Source organism: Bifidobacterium imperatoris, assembly GCF_002860405.1.
GTDB classification, from domain to species: Bacteria; Actinomycetota; Actinomycetes; order Actinomycetales; family Bifidobacteriaceae; genus Bifidobacterium; species Bifidobacterium imperatoris.
Map to the genome: position 1 here is coordinate 1 of NZ_NMWV01000034.1, position 22,459 is coordinate 22,459.

Sequence of the window (22,459 nt, forward strand, 5' to 3'; positions counted from 1 at the left end):
AAAAGCCTCTTGAATTTTCAAGAGGCTTCATATGGCTCCTGCGACTGGGCTTGAACCAGTGACCGTCCGATTAACAGTCGGATGCTCTGCCAACTGAGCTACGCAGGAATATTCAATTTTCATTCTGGACGTTTCCGGCCAGATGAGCTCCTGCGACTGGGCTTGAACCAGTGACCGTCCGATTAACAGTCGGATGCTCTGCCAACTGAGCTACGCAGGAATATTCAATTTTCATTCTGGACGTTTCCGGCCAGATGAGCTCCTGCGACTGGGCTTGAACCAGTGACCGTCCGATTAACAGTCGGATGCTCTGCCAACTGAGCTACGCAGGAATGGCTTTCATGCTTGAGATTTCTCTCGCGCACAAGTCATATAGTTTACATGTATTTCACAATAATGCAAATTACGCACGCGTGGGCATGTCGCGCTATTTTCTGGGCTTTTGTGCATTCATTTTTTGCGAAGAATAGTAAAAGTATCCATCATTGTTGTCGGGTTAAGAGTTGTCTTACTCATCTTGTTTCACACGTAATCGGGCAACCAGCCAGAATGGAAGGCCGAACGCTGCAGCGTCTTCCAGAAGAAGCACGATAGTGGTAGGAATCATCCAGCGAGCATCCACTACGGGAATGCTAATTCCTGTCATGATTGCGGCGATGAAGACACATAGCCAGGTGACGAATATCATTATGGGCTCATCTTCGATGGGTTTGTTGCTGCCCGCTATCGAGTAGGCCACGACAAACATCAGAATTATGATGAGCGCCATAAAGAACAGATTGATAAGCATGGTTTCGCCGGCGTTTAGTACATTGATTGCGATGTTGGCTTTGTAGTCGCCGCTGTACACGGTTGCGGTATCTCCTTGCAGCGTGATGCCTCCAGAGATGGTTTTTCCACCCTGATAGAACCATAAAGGCCCATAGCGTGTTTCTCCGAACAGATAGGGATATCCAGGGTCTTCCAGCCATGCGAACACCTTGCCGCCGCTGGTGTGCATTCCAGAGATGCCGCAGGCTTGTTCGAGGGTTTGTTTGGCAACGCCTTTGTGCAGGGATTTCACGGTCATACCTATGGCCGACATAATGAAGATTTGGATTGCCTCAATCACCACGTACCATGCTGGCGTTTTAGGGTGAACGCGCCATGCGTTTGGCTTGCGCAGGAACCGATAAGCGAGCAACAGCGTCGCAATGAGTCCTCCTGCTGACACGCCAATCATGATGATTGGTTCAATATTGTTTTGGCTTAACGGGTTGACGCTTAGTGGAACCTCGCAAACCTTCATCTGGGTTCTCCTCACCATCAGGCTGCGTCATTGCACTGATGTACTGCTGCAGCATTGCTCATTGTTCTTTATTATGCCATTGAGCTGTTCTAGGGGCTCGAGTTTTTCCGTGCAAAACGGGCGCTTTTGGCAGCATGCTTCTACCAAATGATTTTGTTTATGTGGATAACTTGGCAAGCTAGAACCACATAACCCGTTTGCGCTGGACAGCAGAGCTTCATATGCCTCAATGTTGAACGTACCGGCAGCGGTGCCGGGAATTGACGATCCTGTATCGGTGGGGCAAGAAAGAAGGCGGGCGAATGAATGGATATTGGTTTGATTGGCGTCGGCAGTCAGCGCAGCGAGCTATGCGGCAACGTGAACAAGAACGCCAGCAGGCTCAGGAACAGCAAACCAAGGTTGACGCTGCAGTTGCAGTTGCCTCGGTGTTAGGCCTGCTGCTGGCTCTATTGATTGGAATATCGTTTTCTAATGGCAGCAGCGGCGCATGGTATTCGCAGGATGTGGATAGCTCTTGTGCACCATTGAGCAGTGCGGAACAATCTGGTTTGGTGCTAGCTGATTTTACTGATCTATCGGCATGGGAGCAGCGTACTGCTCCCCAATGTTCGGCGCAGTTTGCGTGGCCTGTACATGATGCAATTGTTACTGACTCGTTCGATCAGCCGCTTACTCCTTGGGCCACGGGGCATCGCGGATTAGACCTGAGCACGAGTCCGGGGGAAGCAATATTGGCGCCCCGAGTCGGAACGATAAGTTTTGCTGGCAGAGTGGGCGGCAAGGATGTGGTGAGTATTCGGCATCGTGGGGGAGTGACGTCGACTTTTGAGCCAGCCCTCACCGATCTGTCCGTTGGAACCACGGTACTTGCAGGCGATTCGATAGGCGTGGTGCGCGGTGATTCCGATCACTGTGAAGACAGCTGCTTGCACTGGGGTTTAAAGCGAGGCTCCAATGACTATCTTGATCCGGAGCTTTACGCTGTGGAACGCAAAATCGTGCTCAAGCAGTAGTGGCGGAGACCATCACAGGCCTGCGTCCGCAAGCGTGATGTATCCAGGGTCAATCAATGTTGCTTTGAGATTGCTGGCGCCCACGGCAAGTACCGGTTCGTTCAGTGTCGGCACCTTCTTGACGCCTCCAACTTCCGTGTTCTTGACTGCGGATAGAGAACTGATGTTCTCTCCGGTGTTCAGTTTGCCGCACATTTCGGCAATATCCGATGCCAATGCATCTCGATTTTCGATGCCCGTCATCCACTGCTTGCCATTGACTACGGAAGGAATGGAAGAAATATATGCGCCATAGCCGGTAACCAGAGGCCATTGGGAATCCTTGGCCTTAGCGGATGCATCGTCGTCGGTTTTGGATCCGTGAGCGTCGTTCGTGTCGTCATTCTCGGGAGATTTGATGGGATCAGGCACCTGTTCGCGCTGCAGATCCTTTTTACCTGCGATATTGCCTACAATTCCAGCAATGGTAATTTGAGGATTAATATCTGCCGCAGAACCGGTGTATCCCAGCTGATCTAGTTCCTTGACTACTTCGGAGGCGACATAATCATTCATGGCGATAACGCCATCGATTCTGGTAGGAGTGGAATCCACGTCATCTGTTTCAAGACGACTGTCCAATTCCTTGGCAGTGGCATCGTTTTTGCTCGCGTCATAAGCCACGTTCAGCCAATCCTTTTGCGTGGACGTGCCATCCAGCGTGCCCGAAGGGCTCACCACCACACCTTTTTGATAGTAGGCGCCAAGTACTTGCCAGATACCTTGGAAGGCTTCTTCGGCAAATGTATCATCCACATTGGCGTCACTACGGTCAGTGGGTGTATACGGCAGTAGTACTTCAATATGCTTCGGATTATCCTTGCTGGCTTTATCCAATTCCAGCTTCGCCGCCAGTTTTTCCGCTTGAAGATGACCAATGGTGCGGGCATCGGAGAATTGCACGAATGCATCCGGTTTGTAGCCCTCGATACTATTGGCCAGCAACACCACATGCATACCCGATTCCTGGGCAAGCTTCAACGAAGACACCAGCCTCTGCACAGCTTGTGTCTGGTCCGGATCGGCCGAGTCGTTCGAATCTTCAGAGGAGCCAGCACCTGCCGAATTCGACTTATCCGTTGCCTCAGCATCTGAATCGGAGGTATCGCTATCAGAATTATTTGCGGATGAAGAGTCATTTGATTTGCCGTCAGTATCGTCAGCATTGGCCGAGCCCTCACTGACATCCTGATCGGTATTCAATTCCTGGCTTACATAATCACCGTATTGGCGAGTCGAATCGTCTGCTTGTACCACAGGGGCGACTAGCAGCGTCATGTTCTCAGGCTCGATCGTAATACCGGAATCATCGGATTTATTTTTGCCGGATAAATGATCAACCACATAATCCTGAATGGCTCGGCTCTGCTTATCAAGAGAGTCGGAAGTGGTGTGAGACACATTCTTCTTCTTGAATCCGTAATCGGTCAGTGCGCTGGTCAATTCCGGCGTCAGTTTGGCCCACTTGTTCAAAGGCGTCTGCTGATTCAACGTGATGCCATCGGAGGGAGTAAACAAAGCAACAGTTCCCACGGAGTCGGAGGTTACGGTTGTCTGGTCTTTGCCGGTGACGGTTTGCTCGGCGGTATCTGAGGTGCACGCGGTCAAGGACAACGCCATAGCGCATGAAGCGGCGATAGCGGTAATAACGGTGACGGAACGTTGTGCGAACCCCATAAGCGTACGAATCCTCCTTGGCGGGTAGCCAACATCAATCAAATGCACTGTGGCACGATTGTAGTAGAGGGGACATGAAAAATCCCGGATACATGCACGATAGCGGCATATATCCGGGATGAATCAAGGGGGGCGTTGATGCCTGAGCGGCTATCAACGCTGAGATGGAGTATCAGGCAAGTGCTTTACGCAGATTCTCATCCAACGCATTCATGAAGCCTTCGGTATCCAGCCACGGCTCATCGGGTCCGATAAGCATGGCCAGATCCTTGGTCATTTGACCACCTTCCACGGTATCGATAATGACCTTCTCCAATGTTTCAGCGAAATGACGGACTTCAGGCGTGCCATCCAAGTCGGCGCGATGCTTGAGGCCGCCGGTCCAGGCGAAGATGGACGCAATCGGGTTGGTGGAAGTCTTCTCGCCCTTGAGCCAACGACGGTAATGACGGGTCACCGTACCGTGAGCAGCTTCCGCCTCAACGGTTTGACCATCCGGGGTCATCAGCACGGAAGTCATAAGACCGAGCGAACCGAAGCCCTGGGCCACGGAATCGGACTGTACGTCGCCGTCGTAGTTCTTGCATGCCCAGATATAGCCGCCATGCCATTTCAGGGAGCTTGCCACCATGTCATCGATCAGACGATGTTCGTACGTCAATCCTTCAGCGGCGAACTTGTCCTTGTACTCGGTTTCGAAGACTTCGGCGAAAATGTCTTTGAACTGGCCGTCGTACGCCTTCAGAATCGTGTTCTTGGTAGACAGGTACACCGGATAATGGCGCATCAAGCCGTAGTTGAAGCATGCGCGGGCGAATCCACGAATGGAGTCGTTCACGTTGTACTGCACCTGTGCCACTCCGCCGTCCGGCCCATAGTTGTATACCACATGCTGAATCGGTTCGGAACCATCTTCGGGAGTGAAGGTGACGGTCAGTTGGCCGGCACCTGGGACTTTGAAATCAGTGGCCTTGTACTGATCGCCGAATGCGTGACGAGCCACCACGATTGGCTTGGTCCAGCCGGGAACCAAACGCGGCACGTTGCTCATCACAATAGGTTCGCGGAAGATCGTGCCGCCCAGAATGTTGCGAATGGTGCCGTTAGGGGACTTCCACATTTTCTTCAGCCCGAATTCCTTCACTCGAGCTTCATCAGGGGTGATGGTGGCGCACTTGACGCCTACATGATGCTTTTGAATGGCATGAGCGGCGTCAATGGTCACCTGATCATCGGTTTCGTCACGATGCTGGATGCCTAGATCGTAGTAGTCGAGATTGATGTCAAGATACGGCAGGATAAGCCTGTCCTTGATGTCCTTCCAGATCACGCGGGTCATTTCATCGCCGTCTAGTTCAACAACGGTGCCTTCGACCTTGATTTTGGCCATGCTTCCTCCTGATAGATTCTTCGCGGAATGTTCTTAGTCATATCGCATGTTTGTAACGAGACAATCCAGCATTCGAGAATATGGACACAGAGCCAGGGGAGTCCGTCCCCGGCAATACTCTGGAGACCATGTCTCAGGAAATTGAAATCGGTTTGGGTAAAAAAGCCCATCTCGGCTATGCGCTTGACGATGTAGCCATCGTTCCTTCACGTCGTACCCGCGATCCCGAAGACGTCTCCACGTCTTGGCAGATCGACGCTTATGAATTCGATGTACCGGTTATCGGAGCTCCTATGGATTCGGTCACCAGTCCTGCTACCGCCATTCAGATGGGCAAGATGGGTGCTCTTGGCGTACTGGATCTGGAAGGTTTGTGGACCCGTTATGACGATCCCACACCGCTGCTCGACGAGATTTCTCAGCTACCGGCAGAAGAAGCCACTGCACGCATTCAGCAGATTTACTCCGAGCCAGTCAAGCCGGAGCTCATCACTCAGCGTTTGCATGAGATTCGTGCCGCAGGTGTTACCGTTGCCGGTGCTTTGTCTCCTCAGCGCACCCAGCAGTTCTACTCCACCGTGGTCGATGCCGGTGTCGATTTGTTTGTGATTCGTGGCACCGTGGTTTCCGCGGAGCATGTCTCGTCTACACACGAACCGCTCAACCTGAAGAAGTTCATTTACGATCTTGACGTTCCGGTTATCGTTGGCGGCGCAGCCAACTACACGGCTGCTCTTCACCTGATGCGCACCGGTGCTGCCGGCGTGCTGGTCGGCTTTGGCGGTGGCGCGGTCTCCGCTACCCGTCAGACTCTCGGCGTTCAGGCTCCAATGGCCACCGCTATCGCTGATGTGGCTGAAGCTCGTCGTGATTACATGGATGAATCTGGTGGCCGCTATGTACAGGTGATTGCTGACGGAGGCATGGGTGATTCCGGTAGTTTCGTCAAGGCTCTTGCATTGGGTGCTGATGCGGTTATGCTTGGTGCTCCGTTGGCTCGCGCTGTTGAAGCCCCCGGCAAGGGTACTCATTGGGGGTCTGAGGCTCGTCATCAAACATTGCCTCGTGGCTACCGCACCACGGTTGGCACTGTGGCTCCGCTCGAGCAGATTCTGTTCGGCCCCAGCCATCAGGCTGACGGCAAGACCAACTTCATTGGTGCATTGAAGCGTGCTATGGCTTCCACCGGTTATGTTGACGTGAAGAACTTCCAACGCTGCGGCATGGTGGTTAACCCATACGCTGCTCGCTAATAGCGAAGCATTAACGCGACACTCGCCCGTAAAAACAGGCAGACATGATAATTCTGTTTGTTTTTACGGGCGTTTTTATACGTTAGGCAAAGTCGTTTTGACTCAGTATGCGTTTAGTGGTGTCGTTGTTCTCAGGTTCAGCCAACGGGGGTTGAATCGAGAAAGAAGGGGATCGAGGGGGATTGCCGATGGAATACTATGCCTTTTTCCACCATCATCGTGAGCCGCTGCCTAGCTTTGATGGATTCATCACCGTGGAACTTTCAGATAGACCCATTAGATACCATATGCAGCCGCTGTTTCCTTGCAATATGGATGCTCAGGAATGCCACACTATGGCAATGGCGGCATGCAGGATTGCCTGCAACTGTGCTGATGCGATTCGTGGCAAGTTAAGCGTGGACAGGCTCCAGCGTGCGCTAACTGCACCATGCTTGGAACGATTGCAGACCATGCATCAGCTGCTGGATCTCCATATGCTCACCCATCCCGATATCAAGGCGAAATTCTGCTATCTTCCAACGGTTCCCAATCTGATTGATGGCATGATTACTAGTGACAGGACTATGGAATTGGCGGTATTCATGACTATCGGCAAGGAAAATCTTCGAGTCAATATGAAATTCCGTTTCATTGGATCCCGATGGATGTGCGTCTTTGCCGATTTAGGCTGATTTCTGCATGATCGGTTTGTGGCGGTGAGCGTAGTCATAGCACGTTTCGCCTATAGTGGAGCGTATGCGTGAACATGTTGAAGAACCTAGGTACGTCACCACAGACGAAGACACAGTCTTCTCGTTGCTGGCCAAGCGTGCGGCCCGCACCCCGGATGACACCATCGCCGAATGGCAGGACGAAAACACTCACCAATGGCATAGCGTGACCTCCAGTGAGATGCTCGCTCGGGTACGCGAAGTAGCCAAAGGCCTGATGGGGCTCGGGGTGAAGGCCGGCACAATGGTGCTGATTTATTCGCCTACCTGCTACGAGTGGGGCGTCACCGATTTCGCTTGTGCGGCAATTGGCGCCGTAGTCGTTCCCGTGTATGAAACCGACTCCGCCAAGCAGACGGCCGGCATCATCGAAGAGGTGGATCCCGCCATCGCTTTTGCCGGAGATTTCCAACGTGCACAGACGCTTGAACAGATTCGTACGAACCACCCAAGCATGAAATACGTGTTCAATTTCAAGGCTGACGGGTTGGATGCCGTGGCCGACTTCGGGCACGGAATCAGCGATGAGGAGCTGGATGCGGCTATTGCTCGTATCAAGGCGGACGACTTGCTTACCGTGGTCTACACTTCCGGCTCCACAGGCAAGCCAAAGGGCGCTATGCTCTCCAACCGCAATTACACGCATATCGTGCTTAACGGATATGAGATTTTGAATGGCATGCTCTACCGGGACAACCGACTGCTGCTGTTCTTGCCTTTGGCGCACTGCTTCGCCCGCTATATTCAATACGTTTGTATCGGTGGCTGCGGCGTAGTCGGCTACATTCCTAATGCCAAGCATCTGCTTGCTGATATTCGCAGCTTCAAGCCCACGTATCTGCTGGGTGTGCCTCGTGTGTTCGAGAAGGTGTACAACGCGGCTTCCCAGAAGGCTGGCGCTGGCATCCAAGGCCGCATCTTCGCACAGTCGGTAAAGCATTTTGTTAAGTGGAGCAAAGACGAGCAGGCTGGGCGTGGCCACTCCGTGCTTGAGCGCATGAGCCATTCCTTCTACATGGCCACTGTAGGCAAGTCGATTCGCTCCGCACTTGGTCCGAACCTGAGATGGCTGGCCTGTGGTGGCGCTCCGCTGAACGTTGATCTTGCTCATTTCTTCAACGGCATGGACGATATCACCTTCATTCAGGGATATGGTATGACTGAAACCGCCGCCCCGATGCTCGTCAACTGGGAGGACGATAACGAAGTCGGCTCGGTCGGCAAACCCGGCCCAGGTATGGGTGTTCGACTTGGCGAGGATGATGAAATCGAACTCACTGGTCCGAACGTGTTCCTTGGCTACTACAAGCAGCCTGAACTCACCGCCGAAGCCATGACCGCCGATGGTTGGATTAAAACCGGCGATTTGGGCCGCATCGACGACAAGGGCTTCACGTTCATCACCGGCCGCAAGAAGGACATCATCATTACCGCCGGTGGCAAGAATATCAGTCCGGCCCCGATGGAAGACATCATCGATACCTGCCCGATAGTTGCGCATGCTGTGGTAGTGGGCGATGGCAAGCCATTCGTCTCCGCGTTGATTGAGCTCGACCCCGACATGTTGCACTCTTGGTTGGAAGGCCAAGGGCTCAACACCAGCATGACTCTCGATGAAGCCAAGGATAATGATGCAGTGCGCGCCTTTATCCAGCAATACGTCGATCAGGCCAACGCCAATGTGTCCCGCGCGGAATCCGTGCGCAAGTTCGTGATTCTCAACGAAGAATTTAGCCAGGATCGAGGCACGCTCACGGCAAGCATGAAGGTCGTGCGTCCAAAGGTGCTTCAGCGGTATGCCGACATCATCGAGAATGACCTCTATGCACCTAAGCCTTCAAACAAGCCGTTGCCTGCCACTGCGAAAATCATCGATAGCACTTCGGAAACGGTGAAGAAGGCCTCCGAACAGGTTAAGCAAGCCTCAGAACAGATGAAGCAGGCTTCCGAACAGATGAAGAGCAGCGTGTCTGATTCGCTTGCTAGCGTGCAGGAGAAAATCAAGAAGTCCAAGGCCGAAGCCGAGGGCGCCGACGATGCCGAAGAGTCTCAAGCAGACGCAGGCGACAACAAGACTGAGGAGTAGAACCAGTGGCTATTCGCGAGATTCGTGTCGTACCGGATCCTGTACTGCGTACGAAATGCGATGAGATTAAGGAAATCACGCCGGCTGTGCGCCGTCTGGTGGATGACTTGCTCGAGACGGTGAACGATCCCGGACGTGCGGGGCTTTCCGCCAACCAGATCGGTGTCAGTCTGCGAGCATTCTCCTACAACATCGACGGCAAGATCGGCTACATCCTCAACCCGGTTATCGAAGAGACTTCCGGCGAACAGTATGGTGACGAAGGTTGCCTTTCGGTACCGGGCCTTTGGTACAAGACTCGCAGGGCCGATTATGCCCGCGTACGTGGCATTGATCTGGACGGCAAAGAGGTAGTGCTGGAAGGGCATGGTCTTATGGGTCGTATGCTTCAGCATGAATGTGACCATTTGGATGGCCACGTCTATCTGGATCGTTTGGAAAAGGAAGAACGACGCGAGGCATTGCGTTATATGCGCAATCGCTCAGCCAAGTAACCTCTGGCCAACTACCGCCAGCCGGTAGTCCATTACATCAAAAGCTCTCCTGCACACAAGCAGGAGAGCTTTTGGTTTAGGTGCTGTGTTATCGTTGAAACTTGTGTGCCACCCCGGCGATGGACGCAGTCGCAGGCGTTCGGAACCACCCAATATTGTCAACCGGTACACAACAAATTCGCGTCATGCTCGCGACGGCCTGTGTCGGTCGGCTGCAAGCTCTCATCTTAGATGGGGGAGCAGCTGCACGCAGGTGCGCATGGCCAGGCAAGAACCGACAAGAAAGGTAGTAATACCATGGCTCAGATTACTATGAGCGAAATGCTGAAGGCTGGTCTGCACTTCGGCCACCAGACCCGTCGTTGGAACCCGAAGATGAAGCAGTTCATCCTCACCCAGCGCAACGGCATTCACATCATCAACCTGTTTAAGTCGCTCGACATGATCGACAAGGCATACGACTTCATCAAGACCACTGTTGCTCACAATGGCACCGTGCTCTTCGTCGGCACCAAGAAGCAGGCTCAGGAAGCTATCGCTGCTCAGGCCACCCGCGTGAACATGCCGTACGTCTCCGAGCGTTGGCTCGGTGGTATGCTGACCAACTTCCAGACCGTTTCCAAGCGCGTCAACCGCCTCAAGGAACTTGAGGAAATGGACTTCACCGACGTGCACGGCTCCGGCCTGACCAAGAAGGAGCTCCTCCTGCTCGAGCGCGAGAAGGACAAGCTCAACAAGCAGCTGGGCGGTATTCGTAACATGAACCGCACCCCGTCCGCAATGTTCGTTGTCGACATCACCAAGGAATCCCTGGCTGTTGAAGAAGCTCACAAGCTCGGCATTCCGGTTGTGGCCATCGTCGACACCAACGCTGATCCGGACATCGTCGACTACCCGATCCCGGCCAACGACGACGCTATCCGCGGCATCGAGCTGCTCACCAGCCTGATGGCTGATGCTGTGGCTGAGGGCCTGCTGGAGCGTTCCGGCCAGGCCGCCAAGGCCGCCGACTCCGAGCAGCCGATGGCTGCTTGGGAGAAGGAGCTCCTGACCAACGAAGCTCCTGCTGAGGCAGCTGCTGAAGGCGAAACCGCCGAGGCCCCGAAGGCTGAGTGATGCTCTACGATGGGAAGTGCCTGAACAAGCGCTTCCCATCCGTTTTGGGTAAGCAACATCTTCTTAAAGGAGAATAATCAATGGCAGCAATTACCGCCGCACTGATCAAGCAGGTTCGCGAGGACACCGGCGCCGGCATGCTCGACGTCAAGAAGGCCCTGACCGAAGCCGAAGGCGACGTGGCCCGCGCTAAGGAAATCATCCGCGCCAAGGGTATCGCCGCAGCTGGCAAGCGTGAAGGCCGTAAGGCTCAGGAAGGCACCATCGCCTCCAAGGTCGTCGAAGGTGCAGAAGGCGAGACCGGTTACGCCGTCGAGCTGAACTCCGAGACCGACTTCGTGGCCAAGACTCCGAAGTTCGTCGAATTCGCTGACGAGGTGCTCGGCTACGCCGTCGCCGCTGAGGTCAACAACGCTGAAGAGCTGGAAGCCGCCAAGGCTGGCGACTCCACCGTGAAGGTCGCCATCGAAGAAGCCGCCGCTCTGTTCGGTGAGCACGTTAAGGTCGGCCAGTTCGCCAAGATCTCCGGCGAGCACGTCGAGATCTACGCTCACAAGAAGTCCGCTGAGATGCCGCCGAGCATCGTCGCCATGATCGCCACCGACAAGGCTGGCGCTGCCGTGGCTCACGAAGCTGCTCTGCAGATCTCCGCTATGGGCGCCAAGTGGCTGACCCGCGAGGACGTTCCGGCCGATGTGGTCGAGTCCGAGCGTCGCGTGGCCACCGAGAAGTCCCAGGCTGAGGGCAAGCCGGAGAAGATTATCCCGAAGATCGTCGAAGGCCGTCTCAACGCATTCTTCAAGGAAGTCGTGCTGCTCGAGCAGCCGTTCGTCAAGGATCCGTCCAAGACCGTCGGCAAGCTGTTCGAGGAAGTGGGCGGCAAGGCTACTGCCTTCGCCCGCATCGAGGTCGGCAAGGGCGAAGAGGAGTGAGCTTAGCGCTCATCCGATGCGCCTGACGCATTGATATGAAAATGCCATCCAAGACAAGTTCCTTGGATGGCATTTTCATTGTGAGGGTGTCGTTGCACAGGGGTGTCGCTGTAAACCGATACCCTTATCTACGGATATTTTTAGGCACTTTTCGTGGTCAAGGAAAGGCAACATAAATGACTGAAAGCGATAAGCCGCGTAGGGTTCTGCTGAAGCTGTCCGGTGAGGCGTTCGGCGGTGGCAAGGTCGGCATCGACACTCATGTGGTTCGACGCATTGCCGAGGAAATCGTTCCGGCTGTCCAGCAGGGTGTGCAGGTCGCCATTGTGGTTGGCGGCGGCAACTTCTTCCGTGGCGCCGAACTTCAGCAGGCTGGTATCGATCGTTCCCGTGGTGATTACATGGGCATGCTCGGTACCGTGATGAATTGCCTCGCCTTGCAGGACTTCCTGGAGCAGGAAGGCCAGTCCACTCGTGTGCAGACCGCCATTACTATGGGCCAGGTCGCTGAGCCGTATATCCCGCTCAAGGCCATCCGCCATCTGGAAAAGGGCCGTGTGGTTATTTTCGGTGCTGGTGCCGGTATGCCATACTTCTCCACTGATACCGTGTCCATCCAGCGCTCTTTGGAAATTCATTGCGATGAAGTGTTGATGGGCAAGAACGGTGTCGATGGCGTGTACACTGCCGATCCGCGCAAGGATCCGGAAGCTAAGCGTTTCGCCACTTTGAGCTACAAGCGAGCTTTGGTCGACAATCTGGCCGTCATGGATGCAGCTGCCCTGTCTATGGCTCGCGACAATCGCAAGCTCATCCGCGTCTTCGGCCTGGAGGGTGCAGGCAATGTGACTCGTGCCCTGGTGGGTGAGGAAATCGGTACCTTGGTTTCCACCGCCGAGTCGCGCGTAGCCGAGTGAGGATCAACGCCTACAATCAAATAACAAGCGTTCATAGAAGAACACCACTGTCCAACAACAAGGAGTGAATATGTCTCTTATCGATCAGGCCAAGGAACAGATGGCCAAGACCGTGGAAAACACCAAGGAGAACTTCTCCGGCATCCGTACTGGCCGCGCCAACCCGGCACTGCTCAACGGCATCATGGTCGACTACTACGGTGCTCCGACCCCGATCAAGGCCGTGGCCTCCATCGGCGTACCTGAACCGCGCACCCTCGCCGTCACCCCGTTTGATGCATCCCAGGCAGCAGCCGTGGAAAAGGCCATTCGTAACTCTGATCTTGGCATCAGCCCGAACCGTGATGGCAACGTCATTCGTCTGACCATGCCGGAGCTCACCGAAGACCGCCGTAAGGAATACGTCAAGCTTGCCAAGGGCAAGGCTGAAGATGGCAAGGTCGCAGTGCGCAACATTCGCCGTAAGACCAAGGAAACCATCGACAAGTCCGTCAAGGACGGCGATATGGGCGAGGATGAGGGTGATCGTCTGCTCAAGGAGCTCGACAAGGTCACCAAGTCCATCACCGATGAAATCGATGCACTGCTGGAAACCAAGCAGAAGGAGATCATGGAGGTCTGAGAAGACCAGCCGGAATATTGTCATGGAACGTAACGAACAACTGCACGAAGAGGCCGAAGAGGCCCTCGACCAAATCAATAAGAAGACTGGCCGCAATATGCCGCAGGCCATTGGCACGGCTGTGCTGCTTATTGCCTTGATTCTAGGGGCTCTGCTATTCAGCATCGACCTGTTCGTGCTGTTGGTCGTGGTATTTATGATTCTGGCATTGTGGGAGCTCCGAGTGGATTTTGCCACTGTGGGGCTCCACATTCCGGTAATTATGCTGTGGATATGCTCAGCGGGCACGTTATTGGCTACGTATTATGCCCCATATCATTTGATTACGATGTCGCTGAGCATCATTGTGTCCATCATTCTTGTTGCTATTGCCGCCAGTGCGAAAATTAGTTTCGGCAATCGTTTGTCTTTGGCGGTTGCCGGTAAGCTATCGAATACGGACGCCAGCGCTCGATTGGAATCATCCTTCAATCATGATGGTGGCGAACTGCATCATTCCCGTTTGAGCCATGTGGCTGTTTCGGTACTGACGGTACTGTATATTCCACTGTTGGCTAGCTGCATCATTATTCCGCTCACGTTTAATGGTCATCCGGTTGCTCATGCCATTATGCTGGTGTTCCTGCCGGCTCTTTCCGACACTGGTGGTTTGTTCGCCGGTGCATGGTTGGGCAAACATAAGCTCAGTCCTCGCATTTCACCGAAGAAATCCGTTGAAGGATTGATTGGCTCCATGCTATTCGCTATGGCTGGCGCATTTGCTGTGTTCGCTTGCACATATGATTCCTCCGCATGGACCACGCGCTGGTGGGTGTCGATTGCTGCAGGCATCCTTATCGGTACGGTGGGCACGTTCGGTGATTTATGTGCCTCCATGCTGAAGCGAGATATCGGCATTAAGGATATGGGCCATTTGCTCAAGGGACATGGCGGAGTTATGGATCGTGTGGATTCGATTTTGATGAGCGCACCCTTCACCTGCGCACTGCTGTGGGTCACTGGCCTGTAGCCAACAGTCGTTCGTTGCAACGAATCATGATGATGGCGTCTTACTCAAGAGTGGTGAGGCGCCATCGCTATTACGATGTGGCAACGCACATCGCCGGAACTTCTATTTGATTGATGAGAGCGAAGCAACATATGACTACGCACGATACTGATACTCCGGAAACCGGCATCACGCCAGGCGGCACTTCCGGCGCTTTCCGCGATGTGCTTTCCAAAGATCACGCTCGTCGAGGCAAGCCGCCGCTGCATTTCGTGGATATGACTCCCGAAGAGCGTATTGCCAAAGCAACCGAGCTGGGTCTGCCGAAGTTCCGAGTCAAGCAGCTGGCCAATCATTACTATGGTCACTTTGATGTGAATGCAGCCGAATTTACGGATTTTCCAGCGGCGAAGCGAGCGGAAGCGGCTGAAACATTCTTCCCGCAACTCATTACCGAAGTAACCCGTCAAGTAGCCGATCAGGGAACCACCATTAAAACATTATGGAAACTCTTTGATGGTTCATTGATTGAATCGGTGCTGATGCGATATCCCACTCGTACCACGCTCTGCATTTCCTCGCAGGTCGGCTGCGGTATGGGATGCCCGTTCTGCGCCACCGGCAAACTCGGCCTGACCCGCAACATGTCTGCCGGAGAAATCGTCGAACAGGTGCGTGTGGCCGCCAAGATGATGCGAGACGGTGAAGTGGCCGGCGGAGAAGGCCGCCTAAGCAATATCGTATTCATGGGCATGGGAGAGCCTATGGGCAACTACAAGTCCGTACTTTCCGCAGTCCGTCAGATTTCCTCCATGCCTCCGGAAGGTTTTGGTATTTCCGCGCGCAATATCACCGTTTCCACTGTGGGCGTGGTCCCTGGCATCAAGAAGCTGACTGCCGAAGGTATTCCGGTACGTCTAGCGGTCTCCTTGCACGCGCCTAGCGATGAGTTGCGCGACGAATTGGTGCCAATGAATAAGCGTTTCAACACCACTCAGGTGTTGGATGCCGCGCACGATTACTGGTTGGCCTCAAAGCGACGCGTCAGCATCGAATATGCGCTGATGCGCGGCATTAACGATCAGGCCGAACATGCACGTCTGCTGGCTAAACGACTGAATCATTACGGCGATAATTGGGCCCATGTGAATCCGATTCCACTCAATCCGATTGAGGGATCCAAGTGGACAGCCTCCAAACCGGAAGATGAACAGCGGTTCTTGGAAATCCTGCATGATGCCGGTATCACTGCCACACTGCGTGATACGCGTGGCCAGGATATCGATGGTGCCTGCGGTCAATTGGCAGCCAAGGAACGCTAATCACACACATCTGGCACTTGAAAAGTCGGTTTCCTATCATATTCGCAATGGTAGGAAACCGACTTTTACCATATATGTTCACCTGCTTACCGCCGGTGATGAGCATTCTCATATTGCAGAAACCTGAAGCACTCATGACATGAGAAGTAGGTAGGCTGATGGACTGTAGTAAGCGAAACCGAACAGGGGAGTGAAGCATGTCGCTGGCGGTACGAGTCATCCCGTGCCTGGATGTCGATAACGGTCGCGTGGTAAAAGGCGTGCATTTTGAGAATCTCAAGGATGCAGGCGATCCGGTGGAATTGGCGGCTGAATATTATCGTCAAGGAGCTGACGAACTCACATTCCTCGATGTCACCGCATCCAGCTCCCATCGCAGCACCATGATTGATGTGGTGTCGCGCACTGCTGAACAGGTTTTCATCCCGATGACGGTAGGCGGTGGCGTTCGTACGCCCGAAGATGTGGACTCACTGCTGCGCTGCGGTGCGGATAAGGTTGGTGTCAACACTGCGGCCATCAACGATCCTTCGCTGATTAGTCGTGTAGCTGAACGATTCGGCAATCAGGTTTTGGTACTTTCCGTGGATGCTCGCCGCGAGAAAGGCGAGCAGCATACGCAATCCGGTTTTGAGGTCACCACAATGGGTGGTCGTAAATCTACTGGCATTGATGCTATCTGGTGGGTGAAGCGAGCTGAAGAACTCGGTGCTGGTGAAATCTTGCTGAATTCTATGGATGCGGATGGCACCCAACAGGGCTTTGATCTTGAAATGATTCGAGAGGTCAGGAAAGAAGTCAAGATTCCGATTATCGCATCCGGTGGTGCCGGCAAAGTGGAGGATTTCCCCCCGGCCATTGAAGCTGGCGCTAATGCTGTGCTGGCGGCATCGGTGTTCCATTACGGCATCATGACCATTGCCGATGTCAAGGCTGAATTGAAGAAGCACGGCTACACCGTGCGGTAATCAGTTGTGTCCGTTCAGCTGGACTCGTGAATTGACAGACAGTGTCTGCCGACACATTCGTTTATAGGTAGGGAACATGACAGATATTGCATACGACAACTCCGCAGAGCTTGATCCGCGTATTGCGTCTCGCTTAAAGCGTGACGCCAAAGGATTGGTTGCTGCGGTAATCCAACAATACGACACCCGTGAGGTGTTGATGGTCGGATACATGAACGATGAGGCGTTACGTCGGACGCTGACTACTGGACGCGTGACTTTCTGGTCTCGTTCCCGTCAGGAATACTGGCGTAAAGGTGATACCTCTGGCCATGTGCAATATGTGAAAAGCGTGTCACTTGATTGTGACGGAGATGCACTGCTGGTTGAAGTCGACCAGGTGGGAGCAGCTTGCCACACAGGTAAGCGCAGCTGCTTCCTTGAAGGTGGTCCTTTGCCAGTGGTTGAGGGACATCGTCCTGCAGAGCGGCACTAAGGAGCAAATATGAGCGAATGCAGCGTCAAGCACCTGAAGTGGGGTGCCACTTGGCCGAGTCGTGAGCAGTTCCATGAATTAGCGGATCAGGGATACCGTGTGATTCCTATTGTTCGCCGTCTGCTCGCAGATTCTCTGACTCCGGTTGGATTCTATGAGCGTTTAGCCGGTGGGCGCAGCGGTACTTTTATTCTTGAATCCGCGGAATTTGGCGGCAGTTGGAGCCGTTACAGCTTTATTGGCGTCAACTCGATGGCGCAGCTTCGCTCCAATAATGGACAGGCTGATTGGCTTGGCAAAGTGCCGGTTGGCGTGCCCACCAAGGGCGATGTTATCGAAGTCGCTCATGCGGCGCTGAAAACCCTGAAAGCCCCACACGTAGAGGGTCTGCCGAATCTGACGTCCGGTCTTGTTGGCACGGTTGGCTGGGATGCCATCCGCCACTGGGAGCCGACCTTGCGCGCTGAGGCGCCGAACGAAACCGGCCAGCCGGAAACCGTACTGGCCTTGGCTACCGATATTGCCGTGGTCGATCACGTTTCCGGCTCAGTCTGGCTCATCGCCAACGCCGTCAACGTGGATGACAAGCCCACCCGTGCCGATAACGCCTACAACGAGGCTGTAGCGCGCCTAGACCAGATGCAGCGCGATGCAGCCACGCCGACCCCGGGTGAAGCTCGCGTCAACGTATTGGACGAGTCAGTGCCTCAGCCGGAGCTCCGCTTCCGCACGGAGAAGAGTCATTACGAGCATGCGGTCGAGGAAGCCAAGCGGCACATCGTTGATGGCGATGTATTCCAGGTGGTTATTTCCCAGCGTCTCGACATCGATTCTCCTGCTGACCCGTTTGACGTCTACCGCGTGCTGCGCACGCTGAATCCAAGCCCGTACATGTATTTCATGGCGTTGACCGATGCCGAAGGCCGTGATTTCAATGTGATTGGCTCCAGTCCGGAAACCTTGATTAAGGTGGATAACGGCCACGCCATGACCTTCCCGATTGCCGGTTCCCGCCCACGCGGTGCCACGCCGGAGGAAGACGAGAAGCTCGCCAAGGAGCTGCTTGCCGATCCGAAGGAACGCAGTGAACACATCATGCTCGTGGATTTGTCTCGCAATGACTTAAGCAAGGTGTGTGTGCCGCAATCCGTGGATGTCGTACAGCTTATGGACATCAAGCGCTTCAGCCACATCATGCACATTTGCTCTACGGTTACCGGCAAAGTCGACCCGTCACTGACCGCTTTCGACGTGTTCAAATCCGCTTTCCCCGCGGGTACGCTTTCCGGCGCACCCAAGCCTCGTGCGGTGGAGATCATCGACGAACTGGAACCTGCGGATCGTGGTATCTACGGCGGTACCGTCGGCTACTTTGACTTCTCCGGCAACATGGACATGGCCATCGCCATTCGTACCGCGTTCCTGCGCGATCACGAGGCAAGTGTGCAAGCCGGAGCCGGCATCGTGCTTGACTCCGTGCCCGCAACCGAATGGCAGGAAACCCGCAATAAGGCCGAAGCCAGCGTCGAAGCCGTGCAGATTGCGGCCCAGTTGCGCGAACTATAGAGCACATCTGCTGCTATAGCATGCTGCAGTGTATTTGCGTAATATCAATCGTGCCGATTGCCATGTGGTAATCGGCACGATTGATATTAGGTATGATTGAACGGCATTACGCAATAACCAGATAAGGAGTTCAGGTATGGCGACCGCCGGTTCAGGCAAGACGGACATGGGCAGTGGTAATCCCACCGAATCTGTTACCGACAAAACCGGCGTGAATAAGTCCGTTGGTGAGCATGGGCTTGAGCGGAAGATGGAGTCGCGCCATCTGACGATGATCTCCCTCGGCGGTGTGATTGGTACCGGTCTTTTTGTCTCTTCCGGTTATACGATTCATCAGGCTGGGCCTCTTGGCGCGATTCTCGCATACGCAGTCGGTTCCCTGCTGGTCTATTGCGTGATGGTGTCGCTTGGTGAGTTGTCTGTGGCGATGCCGTATGCCGGTAGCTTCCACATGTATGCGAAACGATTCATTGGCCCGGGTACTGCGTTTGTTATCGCCATCCTGTATTGGCTGAATTGGGCGGTGGCGTTAGCCAGCGAATTCACGGCGGCGGGATTGCTGATGCAACGATGGTTCCCTGATTCTCCCGCCTGGATATGGTCAGCAGTGTTTATCGCTGTGGTATTTGTACTCAATATTTTGTCTGTGCGCCTGTATGGTGAAGCGGAATTTTGGTTCGCATCAATCAAGGTGTTTGCGATTGTAGCGTTCATTGTTATTGGCCTGTTGGCTATTTTTGGTGCTATTCCGATTGCGGGTTATGATTCAGCACCGCTGTTCGGAAATTTTGTTGCCGATGGTTGGTTCCCCAATGGGTTTGCCCCTGTGTTCTCTACGCTGTTGACGGTGGTGTTTGCATTCTCCGGCACTGAGGTTGTCGGTGTGGCTGCTGGCGAGACTAAATCTCCGGATAAGGCGATTCCGAAGGCTGTGCACACTACGGTGTTCCGTCTTGCGATTTTCTTCATCGGTTCGATTCTGGTGATGTCAGCATTGATTCCCTGGCATCAGGCGGGCGTTGAGACCAGTCCGTTTGTACTGGTGTTCCAGTCGATTGGTATGCCGTTTGCCGGCGACGTGATGAATTTCGTGGTATTGACCGCGGTACTGTCTGCAGCGAATTCCGGTCTGTATGTGTGTTCGCGCATGGTTTGGTCTCTGGCCAAGGAGAGACTGATCCCGGCCCGGTTCGCCAAGACGAACTTCCATGGCGTACCTGTCTGGGCTGTGCTATTTTCCATGATTGGTTCGCTTCTGGCGCTGCTTTCCTCAGTGATTGCCGCATCCACCGTGTATCTGGTGCTAGTGGCCGTTTCCGGATTGGCTACCTTGGTGGTGTGGTTCTCCGTATGCGTATGCCATATTCGATTCCGCCGCGAATGGGCGAAAGCAGGGCATAATGTGTCTGAGCTCGGCTATCGTGCTCCTGGTTTCCCGGTGCTGCCGTGGCTTGCGATTGTGATGTGCATCGGTGCGCTCGTGCTCGTCATTCTGGATGACACTCAGCGTTCCACTCTGTATTGCATGATTCCGTTCGTCGCCTGCTGCTATGCCGGCTACTACATGCTTGAGCGTCGTCGCAAGCGAGAAGGCATAGTCGCTGACGAGAATGGGCAGCATGAATGAGCTGTTTTTGACGATTTCGCCAAACCGGGTTCATTCACCGATAATTGAGCCAACGGACAAGAAAATCATTCAACTCACAAATCCCAGTGTGGATGACGTCAGATTGTGGTGATTACTGATGTGTAATACCGTTGGATCGCTTATTGAAAACACGAGGTCTTAATTCCGGCAGCATTACTATGAGCAGCACCACGGCAAGTGCGGCGGTAAGCAAATCAGCGATAGCCTGTGCGGCAATCACGCCCTCGTACCCAAACAATCGTGAGCCAACACCAAGCGTAAGCGCCAATATTATGCCTTGTCTGCTGATGGATAGTATGAAGGCGCCTAAGGCTTTACCTGTGGACTGGAATGTACATGTGGTCACCATCACGATGGCCACGCACACCAGGCTTAGCAGTTGCACGCGGAGCATGCCCGCTCCTAGTATCACGATAGTTTCATCGTTAATAAAGAATCGCATCATCATATGGTCGGCAAGGCTCAACACCACGGTCATAATAAGTGCGAACAGGCATAGGAACGCATATGAGAAACGCATGATGCCACGAAGCCGGTTCATGTTGCGGGCGCCGAAATTATAACCGATAAGGGGCTGCGCGCCGAAAGCGAATCCGGCGAAAATCAGTACGGCAATCATAACTACTTTCAGTGCAATGCCCATTGCCGCTACGGCATCCGTGCCATAGGGCAAGAGGAACAGATTGACCATGACTATTCCCACGCTTTGCGTGAGATTCGTAATCGCCGCAGGAATGCCAATGGCGAAGATGCTGCGAATCTCATGACTGGTGATATTGATGGTATGAGCAGCGCGGCGGATAGCGCTGCTCAAGCGAATGGTCTTGGCGAACATGAGTTTCGGGCGAATGGACAGGTTCTGACTACGTGCGACAAGGAACCATATGTAGTAGATATCAGTGCAGATATTGGCGATGACCGTTGCGCCGGCGGAGCCCAAGGCTCCCCAGTCGAACACATGGATGAACAACGGATTGAGCATGATGTTAACGGCGGTACCAGCCATCGAACCGATCATGGATTCAACGGCATGCCCTTCGGTGCGCAGCAGGTTCGTAGGCGTCATCGACACAATGATGAACGGCGAACCGATGATGATCAACGTGTAGAATTCACTGGCATACTGCCAAGTGTCTTCGGTGGCACCCAGCAAAGTAAGCATCTGTGGACGGAATATCAGACCAAGAGTTGCGACGATGATGCCGGTGGCAATGGCCGCGTAGAAGCAGAACACGCTGAGTCGCTTACCGTCCGCGTAACGATGTTGCCCGAACAATCGGGAGATGACCGAAGCGCCGCCGAGGCCGAATATATCGCCAAGAGCGATCATCACCGTGAACACTGGAGCGGTCAGGGAAACGCCGGCCACCATATTCGTATTGCCCGTATGCGCAACGAAATAGGTATCCACCATGTTGTAAACCAATGTGACCAGCATGCTGAGTACCACTGGCATGGCCAGCGAGAAATACGCTTTGGGAATCGGCGCTTTTTCGAATAGTGCGTTATCCATGTCTCGTTTTCTTTCTCATGTGCGGCGGCTGATCAAACTGGTGTCAATATCACGGGCATCATAGCCGGCACAGTGCGGACAATCGACACGCCAATGTTGCGGCGAAGAATAATTGTCGGTTTGCAGACATCATCTTAGGTGACGGAGTTGCATTGTCCTTTACGAGGTGCCTCATTTGAAAATGAGCGCGTAATCCGGAGTGGTGCCTCACCTGTGGTGAGCGTGAAATCCTAGTCCGCGTCGGCTTGTGGGGTTTCGTCGTCTTCCGGTTCGACGCCCGCGATCCGGGCGAGCGTCTTGTTCAAGTATGCCATGTCCGGGCCCATGCGTCTGGCCAGCCGCGCGGTGCGCGGTGCCGCCAGTGCTTCGAGCCGGTCCTGGATGTCGTGGATGCGGCGGACGAGCTCGGCCGGGTTCACGGTCGCGAGCGTGTGTT

At 54.1% G+C, this 22,459-nt stretch carries 19 protein-coding genes, 3 tRNA genes and 1 pseudogene; 15 read left to right on the top strand and 8 right to left on the bottom strand.

Annotated elements, in window-relative coordinates; genetic code table 11:
* Nucleotides 1-32 precede the first annotated feature (32 nt).
* From Tam1G_RS10255 to Tam1G_RS10270, 4 genes are all read right to left on the bottom strand, one after another.
* A tRNA-Asn gene (locus Tam1G_RS10255) sits at nt 33-108 on the bottom strand.
* A gap of 39 nt (nt 109-147) precedes the next feature.
* Nucleotides 148-220, bottom strand: a tRNA-Asn gene (locus Tam1G_RS10260).
* Between the two features lie 39 nt (nt 221-259).
* Nucleotides 260-332, bottom strand: a tRNA-Asn gene (locus Tam1G_RS10265).
* A 176-nt stretch (nt 333-508) separates the two neighbouring features.
* The gene (locus tag Tam1G_RS10270) at nt 509-1,288 is read right to left on the bottom strand and encodes a hypothetical protein (protein ID WP_101626445.1); all 780 of its coding nucleotides are present in this window, start codon (nt 1,286-1,288) and stop codon (nt 509-511) included.
* Between the two features lie 260 nt (nt 1,289-1,548).
* Between Tam1G_RS10270 and Tam1G_RS10275 the strand changes: the two genes are divergently transcribed.
* Nucleotides 1,549-2,304 (top strand): M23 family metallopeptidase, encoded by a 756-nt coding sequence (locus Tam1G_RS10275; RefSeq protein ID WP_243394885.1) that lies wholly within the window; start codon nt 1,549-1,551, stop codon nt 2,302-2,304.
* 12 nt (nt 2,305-2,316) lie between these two features.
* Here the strand turns inward: Tam1G_RS10275 and Tam1G_RS10280 are convergent, their stop codons facing one another.
* A complete protein-coding gene (locus tag Tam1G_RS10280; RefSeq protein WP_101626447.1) occupies nt 2,317-4,020 on the bottom strand; it encodes a substrate-binding domain-containing protein in 1,704 nt (567 codons plus the stop codon).
* A gap of 172 nt (nt 4,021-4,192) precedes the next feature.
* Nucleotides 4,193-5,410 carry an NADP-dependent isocitrate dehydrogenase gene (locus tag Tam1G_RS10285; protein ID WP_033891162.1) on the bottom strand — a complete coding sequence of 406 codons (1,218 nt, stop codon included), beginning with the start codon at nt 5,408-5,410 and terminating at the stop codon, nt 4,193-4,195.
* 128 nt (nt 5,411-5,538) lie between these two features.
* On the opposite strand from Tam1G_RS10285, the gene Tam1G_RS10290 reads away from it, so the two are divergent.
* The 14 genes from Tam1G_RS10290 (at nt 5,539) to Tam1G_RS10355 (ending at nt 20,489) form a co-directional block, all read left to right on the top strand.
* A complete protein-coding gene (locus Tam1G_RS10290; RefSeq protein WP_101626448.1) occupies nt 5,539-6,663 on the top strand; it encodes a GuaB3 family IMP dehydrogenase-related protein in 1,125 nt (374 codons plus the stop codon).
* 188 nt (nt 6,664-6,851) lie between these two features.
* On the top strand, nt 6,852-7,337 hold the full coding sequence (locus Tam1G_RS10295) for a hypothetical protein (protein ID WP_033891159.1): 486 nt from the start codon (nt 6,852-6,854) through the stop codon (nt 7,335-7,337).
* Between the two features lie 64 nt (nt 7,338-7,401).
* A complete protein-coding gene (locus Tam1G_RS10300) occupies nt 7,402-9,462 on the top strand; it encodes an AMP-dependent synthetase/ligase (protein ID WP_101626449.1) in 2,061 nt (686 codons plus the stop codon).
* A 5-nt stretch (nt 9,463-9,467) separates the two neighbouring features.
* Nucleotides 9,468-9,956 carry a peptide deformylase gene (def, locus tag Tam1G_RS10305; RefSeq protein ID WP_033891156.1) on the top strand — a complete coding sequence of 163 codons (489 nt, stop codon included), beginning with the start codon at nt 9,468-9,470 and terminating at the stop codon, nt 9,954-9,956.
* A gap of 297 nt (nt 9,957-10,253) precedes the next feature.
* Nucleotides 10,254-11,072, top strand: a complete 819-nt coding sequence (rpsB, locus tag Tam1G_RS10310; RefSeq protein ID WP_101626450.1) for a 30S ribosomal protein S2 — start codon at nt 10,254-10,256, stop codon at nt 11,070-11,072.
* Between the two features lie 80 nt (nt 11,073-11,152).
* Entirely contained in the window at nt 11,153-12,004 is an 852-nt protein-coding gene (gene tsf / locus Tam1G_RS10315) for a translation elongation factor Ts (RefSeq protein ID WP_101626451.1), read from the top strand.
* A 176-nt stretch (nt 12,005-12,180) separates the two neighbouring features.
* Nucleotides 12,181-12,921 (top strand): UMP kinase, encoded by a 741-nt coding sequence (gene pyrH, locus Tam1G_RS10320; RefSeq protein WP_033891152.1) that lies wholly within the window; start codon nt 12,181-12,183, stop codon nt 12,919-12,921.
* A 70-nt stretch (nt 12,922-12,991) separates the two neighbouring features.
* Nucleotides 12,992-13,543: a ribosome recycling factor gene (frr, locus tag Tam1G_RS10325; RefSeq protein WP_033891151.1), complete on the top strand. Its 552-nt coding sequence runs from the start codon at nt 12,992-12,994 to the stop codon at nt 13,541-13,543.
* A 22-nt stretch (nt 13,544-13,565) separates the two neighbouring features.
* The gene (locus tag Tam1G_RS10330) at nt 13,566-14,552 is read left to right on the top strand and encodes a phosphatidate cytidylyltransferase (RefSeq protein WP_101626452.1); all 987 of its coding nucleotides are present in this window, start codon (nt 13,566-13,568) and stop codon (nt 14,550-14,552) included.
* A 131-nt stretch (nt 14,553-14,683) separates the two neighbouring features.
* On the top strand, nt 14,684-15,853 hold the full coding sequence (gene rlmN, locus Tam1G_RS10335) for a dual-specificity RNA methyltransferase RlmN (RefSeq protein WP_101626453.1): 1,170 nt from the start codon (nt 14,684-14,686) through the stop codon (nt 15,851-15,853).
* 197 nt (nt 15,854-16,050) lie between these two features.
* Entirely contained in the window at nt 16,051-16,821 is a 771-nt protein-coding gene (gene hisF / locus Tam1G_RS10340) for an imidazole glycerol phosphate synthase subunit HisF (RefSeq protein WP_033891147.1), read from the top strand.
* A 76-nt stretch (nt 16,822-16,897) separates the two neighbouring features.
* Nucleotides 16,898-17,296, top strand: coding sequence for a phosphoribosyl-AMP cyclohydrolase (gene hisI / locus Tam1G_RS10345; protein WP_101626454.1), 399 nt, complete (start codon nt 16,898-16,900; stop codon nt 17,294-17,296).
* Between the two features lie 9 nt (nt 17,297-17,305).
* A complete protein-coding gene (gene trpE, locus Tam1G_RS10350; protein ID WP_101626455.1) occupies nt 17,306-18,862 on the top strand; it encodes an anthranilate synthase component I in 1,557 nt (518 codons plus the stop codon).
* Between the two features lie 250 nt (nt 18,863-19,112).
* Nucleotides 19,113-20,489: an amino acid permease gene (locus Tam1G_RS10355; protein WP_101626457.1), complete on the top strand. Its 1,377-nt coding sequence runs from the start codon at nt 19,113-19,115 to the stop codon at nt 20,487-20,489.
* Between the two features lie 112 nt (nt 20,490-20,601).
* On the opposite strand, the gene Tam1G_RS10360 is transcribed toward Tam1G_RS10355, so the two are convergent.
* Both Tam1G_RS10360 and Tam1G_RS10365 read right to left on the bottom strand, forming a co-directional pair.
* Nucleotides 20,602-22,023, bottom strand: a complete 1,422-nt coding sequence (locus Tam1G_RS10360) for an MATE family efflux transporter (RefSeq protein WP_101626456.1) — start codon at nt 22,021-22,023, stop codon at nt 20,602-20,604.
* Between the two features lie 230 nt (nt 22,024-22,253).
* A pseudogene (locus Tam1G_RS10365) lies at nt 22,254-22,459 on the bottom strand (integrase catalytic domain-containing protein); the annotation flags it as partial.

What these genes read in the sequence shown, in the direction of transcription:
- Tam1G_RS10285 (WP_033891162.1), bottom strand. Translation starts at nt 5,410, where the DNA reads ATGGCCAAAATCAAGGTCGAAGGCACCGTTGTTGAACTAGACGGCGAT.
- trpE (WP_101626455.1), top strand. Translation starts at nt 17,306, where the DNA reads ATGAGCGAATGCAGCGTCAAGCACCTGAAGTGGGGTGCCACTTGGCCG.
- rlmN (WP_101626453.1), top strand. Translation starts at nt 14,684, where the DNA reads ATGACTACGCACGATACTGATACTCCGGAAACCGGCATCACGCCAGGC.
- hisF (WP_033891147.1), top strand. Translation starts at nt 16,051, where the DNA reads ATGTCGCTGGCGGTACGAGTCATCCCGTGCCTGGATGTCGATAACGGT.
- Tam1G_RS10355 (WP_101626457.1), top strand. Translation starts at nt 19,113, where the DNA reads ATGGAGTCGCGCCATCTGACGATGATCTCCCTCGGCGGTGTGATTGGT.
- hisI (WP_101626454.1), top strand. Translation starts at nt 16,898, where the DNA reads ATGACAGATATTGCATACGACAACTCCGCAGAGCTTGATCCGCGTATT.
- frr (WP_033891151.1), top strand. Translation starts at nt 12,992, where the DNA reads ATGTCTCTTATCGATCAGGCCAAGGAACAGATGGCCAAGACCGTGGAA.
- Tam1G_RS10290 (WP_101626448.1), top strand. Translation starts at nt 5,539, where the DNA reads ATGTCTCAGGAAATTGAAATCGGTTTGGGTAAAAAAGCCCATCTCGGC.
- Tam1G_RS10280 (WP_101626447.1), bottom strand. Translation starts at nt 4,020, where the DNA reads ATGGGGTTCGCACAACGTTCCGTCACCGTTATTACCGCTATCGCCGCT.
- Tam1G_RS10360 (WP_101626456.1), bottom strand. Translation starts at nt 22,023, where the DNA reads ATGGATAACGCACTATTCGAAAAAGCGCCGATTCCCAAAGCGTATTTC.
- Tam1G_RS10330 (WP_101626452.1), top strand. Translation starts at nt 13,566, where the DNA reads ATGGAACGTAACGAACAACTGCACGAAGAGGCCGAAGAGGCCCTCGAC.
- Tam1G_RS10295 (WP_033891159.1), top strand. Translation starts at nt 6,852, where the DNA reads ATGGAATACTATGCCTTTTTCCACCATCATCGTGAGCCGCTGCCTAGC.
- rpsB (WP_101626450.1), top strand. Translation starts at nt 10,254, where the DNA reads ATGGCTCAGATTACTATGAGCGAAATGCTGAAGGCTGGTCTGCACTTC.
- Tam1G_RS10270 (WP_101626445.1), bottom strand. Translation starts at nt 1,288, where the DNA reads ATGAAGGTTTGCGAGGTTCCACTAAGCGTCAACCCGTTAAGCCAAAAC.
- Tam1G_RS10300 (WP_101626449.1), top strand. Translation starts at nt 7,402, where the DNA reads ATGCGTGAACATGTTGAAGAACCTAGGTACGTCACCACAGACGAAGAC.
- pyrH (WP_033891152.1), top strand. Translation starts at nt 12,181, where the DNA reads ATGACTGAAAGCGATAAGCCGCGTAGGGTTCTGCTGAAGCTGTCCGGT.
- tsf (WP_101626451.1), top strand. Translation starts at nt 11,153, where the DNA reads ATGGCAGCAATTACCGCCGCACTGATCAAGCAGGTTCGCGAGGACACC.